Source organism: Mesorhizobium sp. BH1-1-5 (genome assembly GCF_020165615.1).
GTDB lineage: Bacteria > Pseudomonadota > Alphaproteobacteria > Rhizobiales > Rhizobiaceae > Mesorhizobium.
The window spans coordinates 118912-134923 of sequence record NZ_JAIUIM010000002.1; the positions used below are offsets into that span (position 1 = coordinate 118912).

Below are 16012 nucleotides of genomic sequence, written 5' to 3' on the forward strand. Positions count from 1 at the left end.
CCCCCCTAGTGCTTTTGCTTGAGGCGCTGGCCGGACTTCTCCCGGCATTCCGCCGCGAGCTTCACCAGCTCGGCAGCGATCGTCTCGGCCTTGTCGGGATCACAGGCGAAATGCCTGTGCGCGCCCGTCTCCGGATCGATGATGACCATATTGACGTGCGGGCAGTCGCATACGCTCAGATGCAGTTCGGTCCTGGTGGTGCTCACGCCGCTTTCCTTTCTGCTTTTTTCTTGTCGACGAGGTATTGCCGGACGTCGGCGACAGTCGCCGCGCCCTCGCCTGGCCGCAGCGCGATCACCGCCATCGGCGGCTCGCCCTTTTTCTCGATCCAGTCGGCGTCATAGAGTTGCGTGCCGATCCAGCCATCCTGCAGCGCCGCCACCTGTAGGCGCCCGAGCATGGAGGCAATGAAGGTCTGCCGGTCCTTGTACTGGCCGGTGAAGACATCGGCCGTGACAAAGCGCAGGGACGTTCTCATGCGCGCCTCCGGTAGCGCGCCTCGAGCGCGGCGCCGGCGTCAGTGTGGGAAAGGTCGATCGCGGCGCAGCAAAGCGCGCAGACGTAGAACGTCATCACCTTGTTGCGGTCGCGGTCGCACTCGCTTTGCGCCCGCACGCGGCTCTTGGCCGGGATGCCCTCGCCGCAGAGCACGCAATCATGCGGCTTGCGCGTCACCACCATGCGGTTTTCGATCAGCCGGACATTCGCGTCCCGATCGCTGGCGAAAAGGTCGAAGGCCAACACGCGCCGATCGAGCAAACTCAATTGCGGTTGCTGCAGCTTTTCGCGCCGGGTGGCGCGCATCGAAGGCGACCAGTTCATCCCTGCGCCCTCTTTTGTGCGAGGACTGCCGCACGCTCGGCGAGCTCACCCGGCGCGACGTCCTGGACGGCAAAGCAGCGCAGCGTCCGCGTCGTCTGCATCGCCGCTTCCATGTCGACGACGGCATCGACCATGTCGCGGCGATCGGTGGCGCCATGGCAGCGCCTGGTGAGCTCGCCGAGCGACAGACCAAGGTTGAACGCCCGATCGCAGGCGCGGCGAAACCAGGCGCTCATTTGCCCGCTTCCTTCGCGGCCAGACGGTCAAGCCGCTCGATCTCTGCCAAGATCAAAGCGCCAGCGCGCACCAGGTCGCGGCGCCGGTCTTTCGGCTTCCAGAATTTGAAATCCCATGACTGCGGCCAGTAGGCCGGCACGATCCAATCGCCTACGCGCTTCAACAGCGGACGAGGTTCGGCATAGAGAGCGGCGACCATCGCGAGACTTCCGTCACCGTGCTCGTCATCGTGCTCCGGCGTCCAGCCTTCAGCGTCTTGCTGCCGGTTCCGCTCGTTCATCACATCGACCAGAGCCTTTGACAGGTCTGCCGGGTCCAACCAACCGGCCTCGATCGCCGCCTCGAAGGCGCTGTCATCGGGCTCGCCCCAGGCTTCGTAGCTCATGGCCGCTCTCCGCTGTAGCTGTCGATTTCGTCAAGGATTGCTTCGATCTGGTCGGAGCGCCGTGAGACGAAGCGGATCTTTTCACGGCGCGGAAAAGGGATGATCTCGGCGCGGCGCACGAAACGCTGCTCGCCGGCGGAGAACAGCCAGTAGCCGCCCTCCCTCGACAGCGGCAGGACTGGCGCGCCGTTCATGCCGCGTCCCTTTCCACCAGGTCGGGATGCAGATGCATGAGTTGCTGCAGCAAAGCCCGCTCGCGCGCCTCGAGCACGCGTTGCACGGCGCGCAACGTGCGCAGCGTCGAGCCGCCGCCGGTTCGCCAGCGCGAAGACGTCGAGGCGGCTAGGCCAGCCTCGACCGCAAGCTTTGAAATCGGCACGCCGATCGCGGCGGCGCGCTCGGCAATGGCTTCACTGGTCAGGATTTCCGTGCGATTTTGCATTGCTTTTTTGCTCGGCGCAGGTGCATTAATGCAACCCAAATCTGATTTGGCTTTGTTGTGTCAAGTGTGTTTATGCAACGCGCGTCCGCTGTCCCCATAACGCATCCTGTTGCTCCGTTTGTTGGAGTAAGGCGGATGACGAGTGACGAGGGTTCAAGTGCTGCAACAGCCGAGTTGATCCGGCTGCAACGCGATTGGCTGCTGGACATCTGCAGACAGCTCAACCTCACGCCGACGCAGATCGCCTTGGCGGCCGGCATGGCCAAGACCACGCTGACGCGCTTGGCCGCCGACCCCAACCATCCGCACGCCTTGTCCTCTATGACCATTGACAAAATCGTGCGCAGGTTCGGCGTTTCGCCGCCGGCGTCGCCCGCCGAAGAAGCCTTCCGACACGCGGTCGAGCAGACCGTGGCCGCTCTTCACAGCCGACAGGCGCTGCAGCTCGCCTCGCCGGCGGACGTGGCGCGCACCGTCATCGAGCTCGCCGACTGGCTCGCCAGGGCCGGAAACGGCAAGGCAGAGCAGTTCGAAGGCGTCGTTTCATTCCAGGTCGAACAGCTCCGGCAGAAGCGTTCCACGTGAAACCGAAATCACTGGCTTGTTGCATTTTTTAAACAGCCAGTTGCATTAAAGCTACTTTCGAGCCATTTTTCACCCCGCAACTGATTTGCGAGGTGAGGCCATGAATTTTCAGGTACTGCCCGGGCGGCTTTCGGAGCGGCCGCCGGAACGGCAGGTGCTCAACGCGCTCGAGGTAGCGCGTTTGCTCCGGTATCGCTGTCGCGAGACCTTTCACAAGAAACAGGCGGAGCTCGAGGCGGCCGGCTTCCCCACGAAACTTCCCGGCCTGAACGGCTGGTCGAGGCCGGCAATCATGCGCTGGCTCGAGAACAACGGCAAACCCGCCGCCGCCAGCAATGATGACGCGCCGCCGGCGGCCCGGAAGCCGACCAAGCTGGAAAGGATGTTCGGATGATCGATCCGCGCAGCCTGACGGCGGCCGAGCGCGTGGCCGTCGAAATGATCCACGATCATGACCTTTACGCCAACGCCAGCGGCTACTACGGCCGCCGGCCGCACCGCATCACCCGCGCGCTTGCCGCCGGCCTGATAGGCAACGGCCTGGTCAGGCTCGACACGATCGGCGCGAAGGGCAGCAAGCTGACCCTCACCGGCGCCGGCGTCATGACCTACAACGTCATGCTCGAGCGCCGCCAGCAGCAAGCGAGGCGCGCATGACCAAGAAGCACCAAAGGACAGCGGACGAGCTGCGCGATTTTGTCGTCGCCACCCTAACGACGCGTGAAGCTGTATGCCGCAACGCCTCCTTGAAACACGAGCGAAGCTCTAAAGGCCGGGCTTGGGAACAGGGCCGCGCCGATGCCTACAAGGATTTCCGCGAGTACCTGCTTAGGCTGGACCTCTCGGCGCCGAACCTATCGGGGCAGCCATGACACCGAAGATGGAAGCCGCCCTGCAGGCCGCGCTGGACGCCGATGCCGCCGGCGGCCTTTGCTACACGGTCGCCGGCTGGATCGACCCCGGCAACTGCTGGACCTATCACGGCCCCGTCATCGTCTCGCGCCTGGTGTACGATCGCGGCTTTCTGGCGGAGGCCGGCAAACGCGGGCGCGGCCCGCAAAGTCGAAGGATCATCACCGACGCCGGCCGCGCCTATCTGGCGGCCAAGACGGTCAAGGTCGACCCCCGGAGGATCGTCACGTGACCGACGTCCTTCTCATGGCCGCGATCGGCGTCGGCCTGGCGCTCATGCTCGCCGCCGGCGTCGAGGCCGCGCACTGGCGGCCGATGCCGCGCCGCGTCGGCTTTGCCGTGCGCTACGAACATCTGCCCGAGCGGCACAACAGTTAGATCCCGTTGGGGGATCGGCCCGGCGGGATGGCTTCCTCCCACCAGCGTACCCGCCGGGCCTCTGAAACCTCGCCGTCGACGAGAGTTCGGCGAGCACCTTGGGCGGGCGGCCGTGAATGGCGCCCGCCGCATTTCTACCAACCAGGAAAGGAAGTGGAAGATGAGCAGTGCGCTATTGAGCCATGAGTTGACGATCATCGATCCGGTGAAGCTCGACGAGGCCCGCAAGGCGTTCCTATCGGTCAACAAGGCCATCCGGCGCGGAAAGGTAGCGGGGAAGGAACAGCTCGACGAGCGCCTGCGGCGCGCAATCGCCGCCTACAAGGCAGGCACGGCGATCTGATCAATACACAGGCATTTTTGACAAGCGGAAAGGATTTCACCATGGTCGCCGGTTCCAGACCACGCGAGGGGCGCCCCATGGGCCGCGTCGAAATCCGTATTCCGCTTGTCACCTGGCGCGACGGCCGGCCGCGCTTCATTCCGCCGGAGAGCCTTCGAAAACTCGGCTACAAGGGCGAGGATCTTCGCCACGGCAAATCCGGCCCATGGTTCTCGCTCGACGAGGCGATCGCCTGGTCGCAGCGCCGCGAGCTCGAGATCGTCGAGAAGCGCGCGGCGATCGCCGCCGGCGAGACGACGCCGAAGAAGCTCGCCAACGCGGCCGAGCGCGCCCGGCTCGCCGGCGTCACCACCATCAGCCAGCTGGTCGAGGCCTTCCTCGACAAGAACCCGCGTATGAAGGGCGTGCCGATCATCGACGGCAAGAAGCGCCGCAAGCCGCTCTCGGCCGCGACGGTGCGCGGCTATCGCGGATCCGCGCGCGTGCTCGAGCATCTGGAAGACGGCGCGGCCTGGCATGAGCCGGCCGACGATGTGACGCCCAAGGTGCTGACCGGCATCCTGGACAAAGTCGAGGTCAAGCACGGGCTCGCCCAGGCGCGCGCGCTGCGCGCCATGATCTCGGCCGCCTATGGGTTCGGCCGCTCCAAAGCCGGCGGCTACATCGTCAAGCACAATCCCGTTGCCGGCCTCGAGGATACGCTCCCGGTGCTCGAGCCCAGGATCCGCGTCGGCTCGATCGCCGAAATGGTGCACCTGGTCGCCGTCTGCGACGCGCTCGGCTTCCCCGACATCGGCGACAGCGTCACGCTCGGCCTCTACACCGCGCAGCGCCAGGCCGATCGCCTCGCCCTCGAGGACAGCAAGATCACCAGCGAAGGCATCCTCTTTCACCAGAGGAAGAAAGGCGGCCAGCCGCTCTTGATCCCGATGGTCGAGATCCTGCGCGATCGCGTCGTCGCCGCGGCTAAGCGCCGGGCCGACTGGCGGCTGAACTACGCGCACGTCCTAATCGACGAGCGCCTGCGCCGGCCTTGGGACGATCACCGCTACCGCAAGGCCTTCCGCGTGCTGCGCCACGCTGCAGCGTTCGGCACGCTGGAAAAGGTCGAGGGCAAGAACGCGCCGACGCCAATGGCCGTGCAGCTGCTCGGCAAGATCGACGTCCGCGCCGTGATGGACGCCGCCGGCTTGAAGCCGATGCCCAGCCTGGCCGACTTCCACGACCAGGACCTGCGCGACACGGCCGTGACCTGGTTGGCGCTGGCCGGTTGCACGAAATGGGAGATCGCCTCGATCACCGGGCACAGCTTGAAGTCGATCGACGAGATCCTGAAACACTATTTCGGCCTGCATCCCGAGCTCGCCCGCTCCGGCATGGCCAGGATGGAGAAGTGGCGGAGGACGGCACGATGACGGCCGAGCAGCTTGTTCTCTTGGCGTTTGTAGGCGGTCTTGTGTGGATGGCGTTCTTCGCTAGCACGCGGCCTTGACGCCGCCACCGGCGGCGCCATCATTTAGCGATGGCTGATAGAACGACCGACATCGACATAGGCGACGAGATCACGCTCGAGATCACGATCGTCAGGATGCTGGACCAGGAGCGCGCCAGCTGTCAGATCGCCGGCTACGACTTCCCGTTTTCCATGAGGGTGCCGCCCAAGTCTAAACCCGGCGATCACCTGGAATTGACGCGCGAAGCCCTCCGCGTCGACGACGACCTTGGCACCGTCACCGTGAACGTCGGCTACCCTATCACCGTGCGCCAAGCATCTGTCGGCGTCACTAAGGCCCCATCTCGCAAGAAGCCATTGCGCGACAAACCCACTTAGAGGAAAATTTTCCTGCGCCGCTTGACGGCCGCCGCCGGCGGAACGAAATCGGAACGATGGATCCGCTTTTCGACGCCGTTCCCGGCAAGGCCTACTATGCCATCAGTTTCCGCGACATCCCGGAAACCTACATCTTGGGCGGCCGCTGCATCCTGTGCCGGCATATCGGCCCGGTCGATCGGCACCGGATCGAGAAGCGCCACGGTGCCGGCGAGCAGCTGCGCTATGTCGGCCGCCATTTGCGTTGCCTCGCTTGTGGCAACACCGTGCGCAATCACTTCACGGTCGTCGGCTGCTATCTCACCCGACTGTTGACCTAGCCGACGTCAAGTTCCGACATTGCCTGGGCCAACAGCTGTTTCACCTTATCGCGCGTGTCGCTGGTAAGCTCAAACGAGCCTTCAAGCCGGGCCGCCACCTCTTCGTTGAAGCTGCGGCCGTTTTCGGCTGCAGCAACCTTCAGCTTCTTTTTGAGCTCCGGCGTCAGACGGATATGAGAATCAAGGCGGCTGGTCATATCGATTTTATGGCCGAAAGCGAGACGCGGGGAAATCGGCCCAACTAGTGGGTTAAAATGCCCACAACAGCGCCCACTTTTCCCCGCTCTTCACAGCCCGAAATATTTGGACACACTAATGTGATTGATCGACCCGGTTGCGGCTGTAAGTTTTTCTAATCCCGCCGGATTGAAGCGGGACGGGCAAGACCAGTGGCGGGGTCATGCGGCTTCCTGTGTGAGGGACGGGAAGGAGCGGCGGAATTTCGCGCGGTTTTAAGTTCGAGGCAAACCAGCAACGGCGGCCGCAAGAGAGGCCGGCGAAGCCAAACTGCGTGGAGTTAAAAAAAGAAATGGACAACGACGGGCGTATCAACGCGATCGATCTCTATAACAACGAGGTCGAGGGCATCCTGGACGTTCTGGTCTTCATCGGGATCGAGGCCGATCCGGACCAGCACCAGGCGCTCAATGGAGCTTGCGTGACACTGCTCTATCTGGCCAGGGAGCGCTTAAAAAAGGCCGGCGCAAAACTGCACGAGCTGCGGGCCGCCGCCTGAAAGCTCACGTGAGCCGTGAGCCGGTCTCATGACCGGCTCATGTTCTCGGCCTGTTCCAAGGCTCTATCACCTAAGCGATTGAAAAGATTGGTGGGTGTGACAGGGATCGAACCTGTGACCCGCTGATTAAGAGTCAGCTGCTCTACCAACTGAGCTACACACCCACACCGCCGGAAAAACCAGCGTCGGCGGCGCATATAGCCGCCGCTTTCGGGGATGTCCAGCCCTGCCGGGATCATTTCCCGACAAATCGCCTAAGTGCCGCACCCATCAAACAAAAAGCTGGCCTTCAGCCACCTTGATCGCATGGCCGCCGATGCGCGCGGAGGCCAGTTTTCCAGCTTCGACATTGAGCTCGAGCCGGATGCGCGACGGCCTGCCCATTTCCAGCCCCTGCTCGATCCAGAGCTGCGAGATGCCGTCGGTCGGAGCGTCGAAATGCATGATTGCGCCGGCAAAGGCCGCCGCGGCCGAACCGGTCGCGGGATCTTCATAGGAAGGCGTGCCGGGCACGATCATGCGCACGTGGAAGGCGCTGTCGTGATGGACCCGCTCGCGGCAATAGACATAGGGGCTGGCGAAGGCCCACTCGCTCTTGCGTGGTGCCAATTCCGACCACGCCTGGTCGTCCAGCCTGATCTTGGCCGCCTCTTCCAAACCGGCAACCGGGATCGTCACATAAGGCACGCCGGCCGACCAGAAGGCGACGCGGTGATTCTCGAAGCCGATCTCGTGCGGGGCAAGGCCGAGCGCCGCGCCGATTGCTTCGGGATCGGCCTTGAGCTCCAGCGGTTCCGGCAGTTTCGCCAGATCGAACTCGGCGAAGGTCGAGCCGTCATGCTTGCTCACCGCGCAGCGCACCGGCCCGATATTCTCCTCCAGCACGAAGATGCCGGCCGCCTCGCCGGCGAGCTCGGCCAGCGCGATCGCCGAGCCGACCGTCGGATGCCCCGCAAAAGGCATTTCATAGTCGGGCGTGAAGATGCGGATACGGTTGCGGTGCTTCGGATTGTCGGGAGGCAGCACGAACACCGTCTCGGAAAGATTGAATTCGCGCGCGACAGCCTGCATGCCGGCAGTGTCGAGCCCATCGCTGTCGAGCACCACCGCGAGCGGATTTCCGGCCAGCCTTTCGGTGGTAAACACATCGTAAAGCAAGTAATTGCGCGCCATGGAGAAGACCTTTCGCCTCGCCCCGAATTTCTGCCTCAATCCCAACATGAGGGAAATTTAATTTGAAATTCGAACCTTAAGGCCTGATTTGTGCACGGATAGGGACATCAATTTTCAGCATAGGGGTCCGGCGTGGACCAGCTTGTCAATCCGCCAAATGCGGAATCCGGTACTTCCATAGAGGCAGCGCTCGGGCTCGACCGCAAGGGCGTGAGCCGCAAGCGCCGCCGCTTCTGGCGCTACGCGCTGCTGGCGATAGCGATGGTCGCGGCCGGCATTGTCCTCTATCGATGGTATGCCGCAGCGCCCCCCAGGATCGAATACACCGCCGTGCCCGCGGCGATCGCCGACCTCACGGTCGAGGTATCCGCCACCGGCACGCTGCAGCCGCTGACCCAGGTCGACATCTCCAGCGAGCTTTCCGGCATCGTCCGCTCGGTCGCGGCCGCAGAGAACCAGCAGGTCAAGAAAGGCGACGTGCTGGCGACGCTCGACACCGCCAAGCTGGAGGTCCAGATCGAGCGCGCCACCGCCTCCGCCAAGGCGGCGGCCGCGTCCGTCGAGGACGCCAAGGTGACCTTGCAGGAAAACGAGAACGCGGTTGTGCGCGCCAGCGCGCTGACCAAGCGCGGCATGGCGACGGACCAGTCGCTCGAAGCGGCGACCGCGACGCGCGATCGCTCGAAGGCGGCGCTCGACAGTGCCGAAGCCAATCTCGCCATCGCCCAGGCCGACCTCAAGGCACAGCAGACCGATCTGGCGAAAAGCACCATCTATGCGCCGATCGACGGCATCGTGCTGACGCGCTCGGTCGATCCCGGCCAGACGGTCGCGTCCTCGCTGCAGGCGCCGGTGCTCTTCGTCATCGCCGCCGACCTGAGGAACATGGAATTGCAGGCCGCGGTCGACGAGGCCGATATCGGCGCGGTGAAGCCCGGCCAGCATGCCCGCTTCACCGTCGACGCTTTCCCGGACCGGCCGTTCGACGCCGAGATCCGCGACATCTCCTACGCTTCGGTCACCACCGACGGCGTCGTCACCTACAATGCGCGGCTTGAAGTCGATAATGGCGAGCTTCTGCTCAGGCCAGGGATGACGGCGACGGTCTCGGTCGTCACGAGGCAGGCCAAGGGCGTGCTCACCGTTCCCTCGACGGCCTTCCGCTATCGCCCGATGCAACAGCAGGCGCGCGGCTGGAGCCTGCGCGACCTCTTCACCGGCCGCATGGGCCGCCCCAACCGGCAGCGCGAGGCGACGAAGGCGCCGGCCGACGGCTCGCGCACGCTTTATGTGCTGGAGAACGGCCGGCCGCGTCCGGTCAATGTCAGGATCGGCTCGACCGACGGCGAGTTGACCGAGATCACGTCAGGCCTCGACGAGGGCGTGCAAGTCATCACCGGCGCGCAGCAGCGGAGCTGACGAAATGTCGGCTCCCATGCTCATCACGTTCGACAAGGTCTGGAAAAGCTATGGCGAGGGCGAGGCCCGCGTGCACGCGCTGGCCGGCGTCGATCTCGCCATCCGGCGTGGCGAATTCGTCGCCATCATGGGTCCTTCCGGCTCGGGCAAGTCGACGGCCATGAACATCATCGGCTGCCTCGATACGCCGACGGCCGGAACCTACTCCTTCATGGGCGTCGATGCCGGCCGCCTCGACCGCAACCGCCGCGCGCTTTTGCGCAATCTCTATGTCGGCTTCGTCTTCCAGGGCTACAATCTCCTGCCGCGCACCACGGCGGCGGAAAATGTCGAGCTGCCGCTGATCTATCGCGGCGTCGCCGCGCACGAACGTCGCGAGCTGGCCATGCAGGCGCTGGCCGAGGTCGGGCTGGTCGGGCGCGAGCACCACACCCCGGCCGAGCTCTCTGGCGGCCAGCAGCAGCGCGTGGCGATCGCCCGCGCCATCGTCACCAGGCCGACGCTGCTGGTCGCCGACGAACCGACCGGCAATCTCGACACCGCGCGCACGCATGAGATCATGGAATTGCTGACCCGGCTCAATGCCGGGCTCGGGCTTTCCATCGTCATGGTCACGCATGAAGCCGATGTTGCGGACTATGCCGGCCGCACCATCCGTTTCCTCGACGGCCATGTCGCCTCCGATACCTTGAAGGCGGAGGAAGCGGCATGATCTGGGAGACCGTTCGCCTCTCGCTGCGCTCGATCCGCCGCAACGTGCTGCGCTCGTTCCTGACGCTGCTTGGCATCGTGATCGGCGTCGCGGCCGTCATCGCCATGCTCACCATCGGCTCCGGCACGACGGAGAAGGTCAAGGCCGATATCTCGAAGCTTGGCAGCAACCTTCTCGTCGTACGCGCCGGCCGGCCGGCAGGCCCCGGCGGACCGGGAGGCCTCGACCAGGCGGTGCGGCCGCTGGCCGAAAAGGATATCACCGCGCTCGACGCGCATCTGAGCGGCGCGCGCGCCATTTCGCCGGCGTCGCAAAAACAGGTCCGCGTCATCTTCGGCACCGAAAGCCTGACTTCGGGCGTGACCGGCACCGACAGCGCTTATCTGGATGCCCGCGACTGGAAACTGGTGTCGGGTCGTCCCTTCAGCGATTCCGAAACGCGTGCCGGCGCCGGTGTCTGCCTGATCGGCGAAACCGTGCGCCAGCAATTCTTCGGCGCCGGCGATCCGGAGGGCGAGATCATCCGCGTCAACCGTACCTCCTGCAAGATCATCGGCCTGCTCGAGCCGAAGGGCTATACCGGCTTCGGCCAGGACCAGGACAATGTCGTGCTGATGCCGCTGCACGCCTATCAGCGCCGCATCGCCGGCAACCGCGACATCGACAACATCTATATCGCCGCCGACGACCGCACGCCGACCACCGAGTTGCAGCCGCGCGTCGAGGACATCTTGCGCGACACGCGCCGCATCACGCCCGACCGCGATCCCGATTTCGCCATCCGCGACATGACCCAGATCGCCGACGCGATGACCAGCGCCACCACCACCATGACCGGCATGCTCGGGGCCGTCGCCGGCGTCAGCCTCCTGGTCGGCGGCATCGGCATCATGAACATCATGCTGGTGTCGGTCACCGAGCGCACACGCGAGATCGGCATCAGGCTGGCGATCGGCGCGCATGAAAAACACATCCTCATCCAGTTCCTGGTCGAGGCGACCGTGCTCTCACTGCTTGGCGGCATCATTGGCATCCTGATCGGCCTGTCGCTGGCCGGCCTCGCCTCGATGGCGCTGACAATACCTTTTGCGCCGAGCCCGGCCGTCATCCTGCTCGCTGTCGGCTTTTCGGCGCTGATCGGCATGGTGTTCGGCTTCTTCCCGGCGCTGCGCGGCGCCAGGCTCGACCCGATCGACGCGCTGCGGCACGAGTAGGGCGGCATTTGCCGCCCCCTTGGCTGCGGACCATCAAAACGGCAGCCGCGCGTTCTCCTTGACCTCCTTCATGACGAAGAAGGTCCTGGTTTGCCGAACGCCAGGCAGCGCGATCAGCTTCTGGCCATGCAGCTTGTTGAAATCCGCCATGTCGCGCACGCGTATCTTCAACAGATAGTCGAAGTCGCCGGCCACCAGATTGCAGTCCAGGACCTCCTTGAGCTTGAGGGCGGCATCCTCGAAAGCGGCGAAGCTTTCGGGTGTCGAGCGGTCGAGCACGACGCCGACCATGACCAGCGCGCCGAGCCCGACCGCGGCCGGCGCGATCTCCGCCCTGACCCCGGTGATGTAGCCTTCTTCGAACAGGCGTTGCGTGCGCCGGTGGCATGTGGCGGCGCTGACATTCACGCGGGCCGCGAGCTCCGCGTTGGTCAGCCGCCCCTCGGCCTGAAGCGCCCGCAGGATCTTGATGTCGATGCGATCAAAAGTCTGGTCGGAAGATTCTTCCATCTTTGCCTGCTTCTATGGACGATTGAACTAAATGTAGCGCAACTCGTTGCAAAGATGCAAAAAAGCTGAGGCCTCTTCGAGAGCACCTTTCGCCCCAGTTCGTCTATTCTCTGGGCATCGAAAAACGAACACGGCGGAGGCAACTCGATGTCACTTCTCGACAAGTTTGAACGGTATCCGCTGACCTTTGGCCCGACGCCGATCGAGCATCTGCCGCGCCTCAGCGCGGCGCTCGGCGGAAAAGTGCAGGTCTACGCCAAGCGTGACGATTGCAATTCCGGGCTGGCCATGGGCGGCAACAAATTGCGCAAGCTCGAATACATCGTGCCCGATGCGATTGCGTCCGGCGCCGACACGCTGGTGTCGATCGGCGGCGTGCAATCGAACCACACCCGCATGGTCGCCGCGACGGCTGCCAAGATCGGCATGAAATGCGTGGTCATCCAGGAGAAATGGGTGCCGCACTACGATGCGGTCTATGACCGGGTCGGCAACATCTTGCTGACGCGGCTGATGGGCGCCGACAGCCGGCTGGTCGAAGACGGTTTCGACATCGGCATCCGCAAAAGCTGGCAGGATGCGATCCAGTCGGTGAAGGACGCGGGCGGCAGGCCCTATCCTATTCCCGCCGGCGCCTCGGTGCACAAGTTCGGCGGTCTAGGCTATGTCGGCTTTGCCGAGGAGGTCGCCAGGCAGGAGAGCGAGCTCGGCTTTGCCTTCGACTACATCATCGTCTGCGTCGTGACCGGCTCAACGCAGGCCGGCATGATCGTCGGCTTCGCCGCGCAAAATCGCGCCGACCGGGTGATCGGCATCGACGCCTCCGGCACGCTCGACCAGACCCGCGCGCAGGTTCGCCGCATAGTCGACGACACCGCCGCTCTCATCGGGCTGGGCCGCGCCGTGCGCGAGGACGAGATCGTCATCAATCCCGACTATGCCTATCCCGCCTATGGCGTTCCGTCTGAACAGACGAATGACGCGATCCGGCTGGCGGCCCGAACCGAAGCGATGATCACCGACCCGGTCTACGAGGGAAAGTCGATGCAGGGGCTGATCGATCTGACCAGGAAAGGCTTCTTCCCGGAGGGATCGAGAATTCTCTATGCGCATCTCGGCGGCGCGCCGGCCATCAACGGCTACAGCTATTATTACAAGGATGACGGCGGCCCGCGGAAAGGCGCGCAGCATGACCGCGACGCGCTGCCGCCGCTCTTTCCATAGGGCGCACCCGCCGGCACCGATGCCGCAGGTCAGGAAACCTTGCTGCCGTCGGCGAAATGCCACTCGATCAGCGGCTTCATGTGGGGCATCAAGCCGTCGGGCAGATCGGCGGCACTACGGATGATGACCGGGCCTTCGATCTCCGGGTCCGTCTCGGTGGCGACGAAGGCGCTGATGCGCCGCGCCAGATCGTCGGCCGTTTCGGCCACGCGGTAGCGACGGAAGATCACCGTGCCGCTCGGCGTCGACAGCGCGTAATAGCGCTGTCCGCGTTCGGCCGTCGAAAGATCGAGCCCTGTCTCCTCCCCCACCTCGCGGATCATGTTGAAGTCGACATCGACCAGCCCCTCGCGAAAGTCGATCGGCTCGAACGAGCCGGCGGCGAAATAGACGCGGCCGGCATTGACCGTGCGCGGCCCCATGCGGATCGCCACCAGCGCATTGTCGCCGGCCACCAGCACGGCGTGCGCATAGGCGTGCTCGGCGCCGGAATTCTCGCGCCGCTTGCGCCACAGCAGGAACGTGGAATAGTTCACGGCATGGCAGCGGCCGACGAGGCGATTGTCTCGATAAGCAAGTTCGGAAAGCAGCACCACGGTGCCGTCGAACAGCGCCGGATTGGCCGCAATTTCCTGCCGCCAGTTCTCGGCGATCGCCTCTGCGTTGCCCAGTACGAAGGGATGCGGGCCGGGATCGAGGCGGACGTCGACCGCATCGACCGGCAGGATGACGTTGCGCGGCAGGTCGAAACTCAAGATGGTCACGCCATGTCCAGGGTGATCGCCACCGGACAGTGATCGGAGGCCTTTGGCCTGTCCCAGCCGGCGCGCGGAAAACGCTCGACCTCCTGTCCGGGCGGAAAGATGGTGCGCCAGGGCTGACCGTTGCGGATGATATCGGGAACGGCTGTGGCGTTCTTCGCGGCCAGCGCCTTCGACAGCAGGATATAGTCGAGCTGGCAGAGATGCCGCTCCTCCGGGCCGCGCGTGTGGTAGAAGCTCCAGCGGTCCATCTCCGGCCGCCGCTCGACGACATTTTCGCAAAAGCCGCCGGCGGTAAGCACATCGATCGAGGACCGGGCTTCGTCGACAACCTCGAAACGGTAGCCGTCGATGGTGTCGCCATCGATCTTCACACGCTGCCGATAATCGTTCATGTCGCCGCAGACCGCCCAACGCTTGTCGGCGGCGTGGTCCTTGCCGAAACGCTCCTCGATGATGCGGCGCACCGCCTGCGCCTCGGCAATGCGCAGCGGCATTGACGCCTGGCGGCCGTCCAGCCCGTTGCGCGGCGGACCCATCGATTTGAAATGCACGAGGTAGAGCGTCAACGGCGCGCCGCCGACCCGCAGGTCGATCTCCAGGCAGTCACGGCGAAAGATACGCTCATTGGCGAGGTAGCCGAGCGTGGCAAGTTCCGGCGTGAACAGCCCGAACTGCTCGAAGGTGACATAGGCGTGGCTGGTCATGCGCACGAACTCGATCGGCTGCCCCTGCGCGGTCTCGTTGCGCATCATCACGGCGACATCGATGCCGCGCGTGTCGTTGCCGGCGGTGGTGTATTTCTGCCGGTAGCCCTGCCCGACCATCTTGAACAGATAGCCGTATTCGAAAGCCTTCAGGGCCTCGATATTGTCGACCTCCTGCATGCAGATGACGTCCGCGCGGGTGGCCGCGATGGCGAGCGCCGTCAACTGGCGGGTGTCATCGGACTGGGCGATCGCGCGGGCCTGCTCGAGGATGCGGTATTCCGCCTCGCTCTGGATGTCGAACAGCGCCAGCGTGCGGTCTTCATTGAGCTGGTTGCGGTAGCCCGAGAAATCGAACCTGTTCATCAGGTTCTCGACATTGAAGGTGGCGAGGCGCAGCGACATGGCCGTGACCTTTGCCTGCAAGCGATGGCGAAGACAAGGGCCAGGCCAATGCTCGTCATGGTTGATGGAACCTTTCCGTTCATCCCCCGTTCAGACGGAAAGTTCCAACAATGGGCCTTTCCCCGGGGTGTGCTGGGCGTGGGGCCTTTACTCCTTGGAGAGTGAGATGAAACCGCTTTTTTCTTCCCTGAGATCCGGGCTCCTGGCCCTGGGCCTCGTTGCCGGCGTGACGGCGCCATCGGTCGCGGGTCCAATCCTGCAGCCCGATCTCGGCGTCGCGACGAACACCGCCGCGCCGAATATTATTCCCGTGCGCGCCGGCTGGGCCGGCAACAACAACGGCGGCAACTTCCAGGACTGGCGCTGGCGTAACCGCGGCGGCGACTTCAGATGGCGTGGCGGCGATCGTCGCTTCTCGCGCCACTGGGATGGTGGCCGATGGGACGGCGGCGGCGACTGGCGCTGGCGGCACCACCACCGCCGGCACTTCCGTGGCGGCGACGCGGCGATCCTTGGGCTGGGCCTCGGCCTAGGCTTGGGCAGTGCCTATGGCAACTACTATGATCCCTATCAGTACGATTACTACCCGCGCTACGCTCAGCCGCGGCGCATTTACCGGACCGAGCGGCTCTCCAGCGCGCATGTCCGGTGGTGCTACGACCGCTACCGGTCGTATCGCGCCTGGGACAATACTTTCCAGCCCAACTATGGCCCACGCAAGCAATGCTGGTCGCCCTATAGGTGAGCGGCCGCCAGCACAGACATAAAAACGGCGCCCTTCGCGGCGCCGTTTTTATTTTGCGGCAACTGTGGCTACGATAGGCGATAACCCTAAATTTATCGGCGGCTTCTATTCAGCCATGCCAATGTCCCGACACGACGATTCGCGCGAACAG

Annotated in this window: 28 protein-coding genes and 1 tRNA gene; 16 read left to right on the top strand and 13 right to left on the bottom strand. The window is 64.3% G+C overall.

Annotation, left to right across the window (positions count from 1 at the left end; genetic code table 11):
* Nucleotides 1-5: 5 nt before the first annotated feature.
* From LB572_RS03110 to LB572_RS03140, 7 genes are read right to left on the bottom strand one after another with little or no spacing between them, the layout of a single operon-like run.
* Entirely contained in the window at nucleotides 6-206 is a 201-nt protein-coding gene (locus tag LB572_RS03110) for a hypothetical protein (RefSeq protein WP_224666675.1), read from the bottom strand.
* Nucleotides 203-478 (bottom strand): hypothetical protein, encoded by a 276-nt coding sequence (locus tag LB572_RS03115; RefSeq protein ID WP_224666676.1) that lies wholly within the window; start codon nucleotides 476-478, stop codon nucleotides 203-205. The genes LB572_RS03110 and LB572_RS03115 overlap by 4 nt, the downstream gene beginning before the upstream one ends.
* Nucleotides 475-822, bottom strand: coding sequence for a hypothetical protein (locus LB572_RS03120; protein WP_224666677.1), 348 nt, complete (start codon nucleotides 820-822; stop codon nucleotides 475-477). Before LB572_RS03120 ends, LB572_RS03115 begins: the two co-directional genes overlap by 4 nt.
* On the bottom strand, nucleotides 819-1058 hold the full coding sequence (locus LB572_RS03125) for a hypothetical protein (RefSeq protein WP_224666678.1): 240 nt from the start codon (nucleotides 1056-1058) through the stop codon (nucleotides 819-821). The genes LB572_RS03120 and LB572_RS03125 overlap by 4 nt, the downstream gene beginning before the upstream one ends.
* Nucleotides 1055-1444, bottom strand: a complete 390-nt coding sequence (locus LB572_RS03130) for a hypothetical protein (protein WP_224666679.1) — start codon at nucleotides 1442-1444, stop codon at nucleotides 1055-1057. Before LB572_RS03130 ends, LB572_RS03125 begins: the two co-directional genes overlap by 4 nt.
* Nucleotides 1441-1638, bottom strand: a complete 198-nt coding sequence (locus tag LB572_RS03135) for a hypothetical protein (protein ID WP_224666680.1) — start codon at nucleotides 1636-1638, stop codon at nucleotides 1441-1443. Before LB572_RS03135 ends, LB572_RS03130 begins: the two co-directional genes overlap by 4 nt.
* The gene (locus LB572_RS03140) at nucleotides 1635-1886 is read right to left on the bottom strand and encodes a hypothetical protein (RefSeq protein ID WP_224666681.1); all 252 of its coding nucleotides are present in this window, start codon (nucleotides 1884-1886) and stop codon (nucleotides 1635-1637) included. Before LB572_RS03140 ends, LB572_RS03135 begins: the two co-directional genes overlap by 4 nt.
* A gap of 135 nt (nucleotides 1887-2021) precedes the next feature.
* Between LB572_RS03140 and LB572_RS03145 the strand changes: the two genes are divergently transcribed.
* From LB572_RS03145 to LB572_RS03190, 10 genes are all read left to right on the top strand, one after another.
* A complete protein-coding gene (locus tag LB572_RS03145) occupies nucleotides 2022-2471 on the top strand; it encodes a hypothetical protein (protein ID WP_224666682.1) in 450 nt (149 codons plus the stop codon).
* 154 nt (nucleotides 2472-2625) lie between these two features.
* Complete coding sequence (locus tag LB572_RS03150) at nucleotides 2626-2865, top strand: hypothetical protein (protein ID WP_224666683.1); 240 nt, start codon at nucleotides 2626-2628, stop codon at nucleotides 2863-2865.
* Nucleotides 2862-3128 (top strand): hypothetical protein, encoded by a 267-nt coding sequence (locus LB572_RS03155; protein WP_224666684.1) that lies wholly within the window; start codon nucleotides 2862-2864, stop codon nucleotides 3126-3128. The genes LB572_RS03150 and LB572_RS03155 overlap by 4 nt, the downstream gene beginning before the upstream one ends.
* Nucleotides 3125-3343 (top strand): hypothetical protein, encoded by a 219-nt coding sequence (locus tag LB572_RS03160; protein ID WP_224666685.1) that lies wholly within the window; start codon nucleotides 3125-3127, stop codon nucleotides 3341-3343. Before LB572_RS03155 ends, LB572_RS03160 begins: the two co-directional genes overlap by 4 nt.
* Nucleotides 3340-3615: a hypothetical protein gene (locus tag LB572_RS03165; protein WP_224666686.1), complete on the top strand. Its 276-nt coding sequence runs from the start codon at nucleotides 3340-3342 to the stop codon at nucleotides 3613-3615. The genes LB572_RS03160 and LB572_RS03165 overlap by 4 nt, the downstream gene beginning before the upstream one ends.
* The gene (locus LB572_RS03170) at nucleotides 3612-3761 is read left to right on the top strand and encodes a hypothetical protein (protein ID WP_224666687.1); all 150 of its coding nucleotides are present in this window, start codon (nucleotides 3612-3614) and stop codon (nucleotides 3759-3761) included. The genes LB572_RS03165 and LB572_RS03170 overlap by 4 nt, the downstream gene beginning before the upstream one ends.
* A 160-nt stretch (nucleotides 3762-3921) precedes the next feature.
* Nucleotides 3922-4104, top strand: coding sequence for a hypothetical protein (locus LB572_RS03175; RefSeq protein WP_224666688.1), 183 nt, complete (start codon nucleotides 3922-3924; stop codon nucleotides 4102-4104).
* A 77-nt stretch (nucleotides 4105-4181) separates the two neighbouring features.
* A complete protein-coding gene (locus LB572_RS03180; RefSeq protein WP_224666689.1) occupies nucleotides 4182-5519 on the top strand; it encodes a hypothetical protein in 1338 nt (445 codons plus the stop codon).
* 107 nt (nucleotides 5520-5626) lie between these two features.
* Nucleotides 5627-5935, top strand: a complete 309-nt coding sequence (locus tag LB572_RS03185) for a hypothetical protein (protein WP_224666690.1) — start codon at nucleotides 5627-5629, stop codon at nucleotides 5933-5935.
* Nucleotides 5936-5991: 56 nt separating this feature from the next.
* Nucleotides 5992-6255 (top strand): hypothetical protein, encoded by a 264-nt coding sequence (locus LB572_RS03190; protein ID WP_224666691.1) that lies wholly within the window; start codon nucleotides 5992-5994, stop codon nucleotides 6253-6255.
* Here LB572_RS03190 and LB572_RS03195 read toward each other — a convergent pair.
* Nucleotides 6252-6452, bottom strand: a complete 201-nt coding sequence (locus LB572_RS03195; protein ID WP_224666692.1) for an Arc family DNA-binding protein — start codon at nucleotides 6450-6452, stop codon at nucleotides 6252-6254. The two genes, LB572_RS03190 and LB572_RS03195, sit on opposite strands and share 4 nt — an antisense overlap.
* A gap of 332 nt (nucleotides 6453-6784) precedes the next feature.
* Here LB572_RS03195 and LB572_RS03200 point away from each other — a divergent pair, with 332 nt between their 5' ends.
* Nucleotides 6785-6991: a hypothetical protein gene (locus LB572_RS03200; RefSeq protein WP_224666693.1), complete on the top strand. Its 207-nt coding sequence runs from the start codon at nucleotides 6785-6787 to the stop codon at nucleotides 6989-6991.
* Nucleotides 6992-7079: 88 nt separating this feature from the next.
* Here the strand turns inward: LB572_RS03200 and LB572_RS03205 are convergent.
* Together LB572_RS03205 and LB572_RS03210 are read right to left on the bottom strand one after the other, a co-directional pair.
* Nucleotides 7080-7155, bottom strand: a tRNA-Lys gene (locus tag LB572_RS03205).
* A gap of 106 nt (nucleotides 7156-7261) precedes the next feature.
* Complete coding sequence (locus LB572_RS03210; RefSeq protein WP_224666694.1) at nucleotides 7262-8164, bottom strand: PhzF family phenazine biosynthesis protein; 903 nt, start codon at nucleotides 8162-8164, stop codon at nucleotides 7262-7264.
* Nucleotides 8165-8296: 132 nt separating this feature from the next.
* Between LB572_RS03210 and LB572_RS03215 the strand changes: the two genes are divergently transcribed.
* The 3 genes from LB572_RS03215 to LB572_RS03225 are packed head-to-tail and all read left to right on the top strand — an operon-like array spanning nucleotide 8297 to nucleotide 11509.
* Nucleotides 8297-9583 carry an efflux RND transporter periplasmic adaptor subunit gene (locus LB572_RS03215; RefSeq protein ID WP_224666695.1) on the top strand — a complete coding sequence of 429 codons (1287 nt, stop codon included), beginning with the start codon at nucleotides 8297-8299 and terminating at the stop codon, nucleotides 9581-9583.
* Between the two features lie 4 nt (nucleotides 9584-9587).
* A complete protein-coding gene (locus LB572_RS03220; protein ID WP_224666696.1) occupies nucleotides 9588-10295 on the top strand; it encodes an ABC transporter ATP-binding protein in 708 nt (235 codons plus the stop codon).
* The gene (locus LB572_RS03225; protein ID WP_140807118.1) at nucleotides 10292-11509 is read left to right on the top strand and encodes an ABC transporter permease; all 1218 of its coding nucleotides are present in this window, start codon (nucleotides 10292-10294) and stop codon (nucleotides 11507-11509) included. Before LB572_RS03220 ends, LB572_RS03225 begins: the two co-directional genes overlap by 4 nt.
* A gap of 33 nt (nucleotides 11510-11542) precedes the next feature.
* Here the strand turns inward: LB572_RS03225 and LB572_RS03230 are convergent, their stop codons facing one another.
* Nucleotides 11543-12019 (bottom strand): Lrp/AsnC family transcriptional regulator, encoded by a 477-nt coding sequence (locus LB572_RS03230; RefSeq protein WP_140807119.1) that lies wholly within the window; start codon nucleotides 12017-12019, stop codon nucleotides 11543-11545.
* Nucleotides 12020-12166: 147 nt separating this feature from the next.
* Between LB572_RS03230 and LB572_RS03235 the strand changes: the two genes are divergently transcribed.
* Nucleotides 12167-13243 carry a 1-aminocyclopropane-1-carboxylate deaminase gene (locus LB572_RS03235; RefSeq protein WP_224666697.1) on the top strand — a complete coding sequence of 359 codons (1077 nt, stop codon included), beginning with the start codon at nucleotides 12167-12169 and terminating at the stop codon, nucleotides 13241-13243.
* A gap of 29 nt (nucleotides 13244-13272) precedes the next feature.
* On the opposite strand, the gene LB572_RS03240 is transcribed toward LB572_RS03235, so the two are convergent.
* A complete protein-coding gene (locus LB572_RS03240) occupies nucleotides 13273-13998 on the bottom strand; it encodes a hypothetical protein (protein ID WP_224666853.1) in 726 nt (241 codons plus the stop codon).
* A gap of 5 nt (nucleotides 13999-14003) precedes the next feature.
* Complete coding sequence (locus tag LB572_RS03245; RefSeq protein ID WP_140807121.1) at nucleotides 14004-15116, bottom strand: endonuclease/exonuclease/phosphatase family protein; 1113 nt, start codon at nucleotides 15114-15116, stop codon at nucleotides 14004-14006.
* 166 nt (nucleotides 15117-15282) lie between these two features.
* Here LB572_RS03245 and LB572_RS03250 point away from each other — a divergent pair, with 166 nt between their 5' ends.
* Nucleotides 15283-15861 carry a BA14K family protein gene (locus LB572_RS03250; protein ID WP_224666698.1) on the top strand — a complete coding sequence of 193 codons (579 nt, stop codon included), beginning with the start codon at nucleotides 15283-15285 and terminating at the stop codon, nucleotides 15859-15861.
* Nucleotides 15862-16012 lie beyond the last annotated feature (151 nt).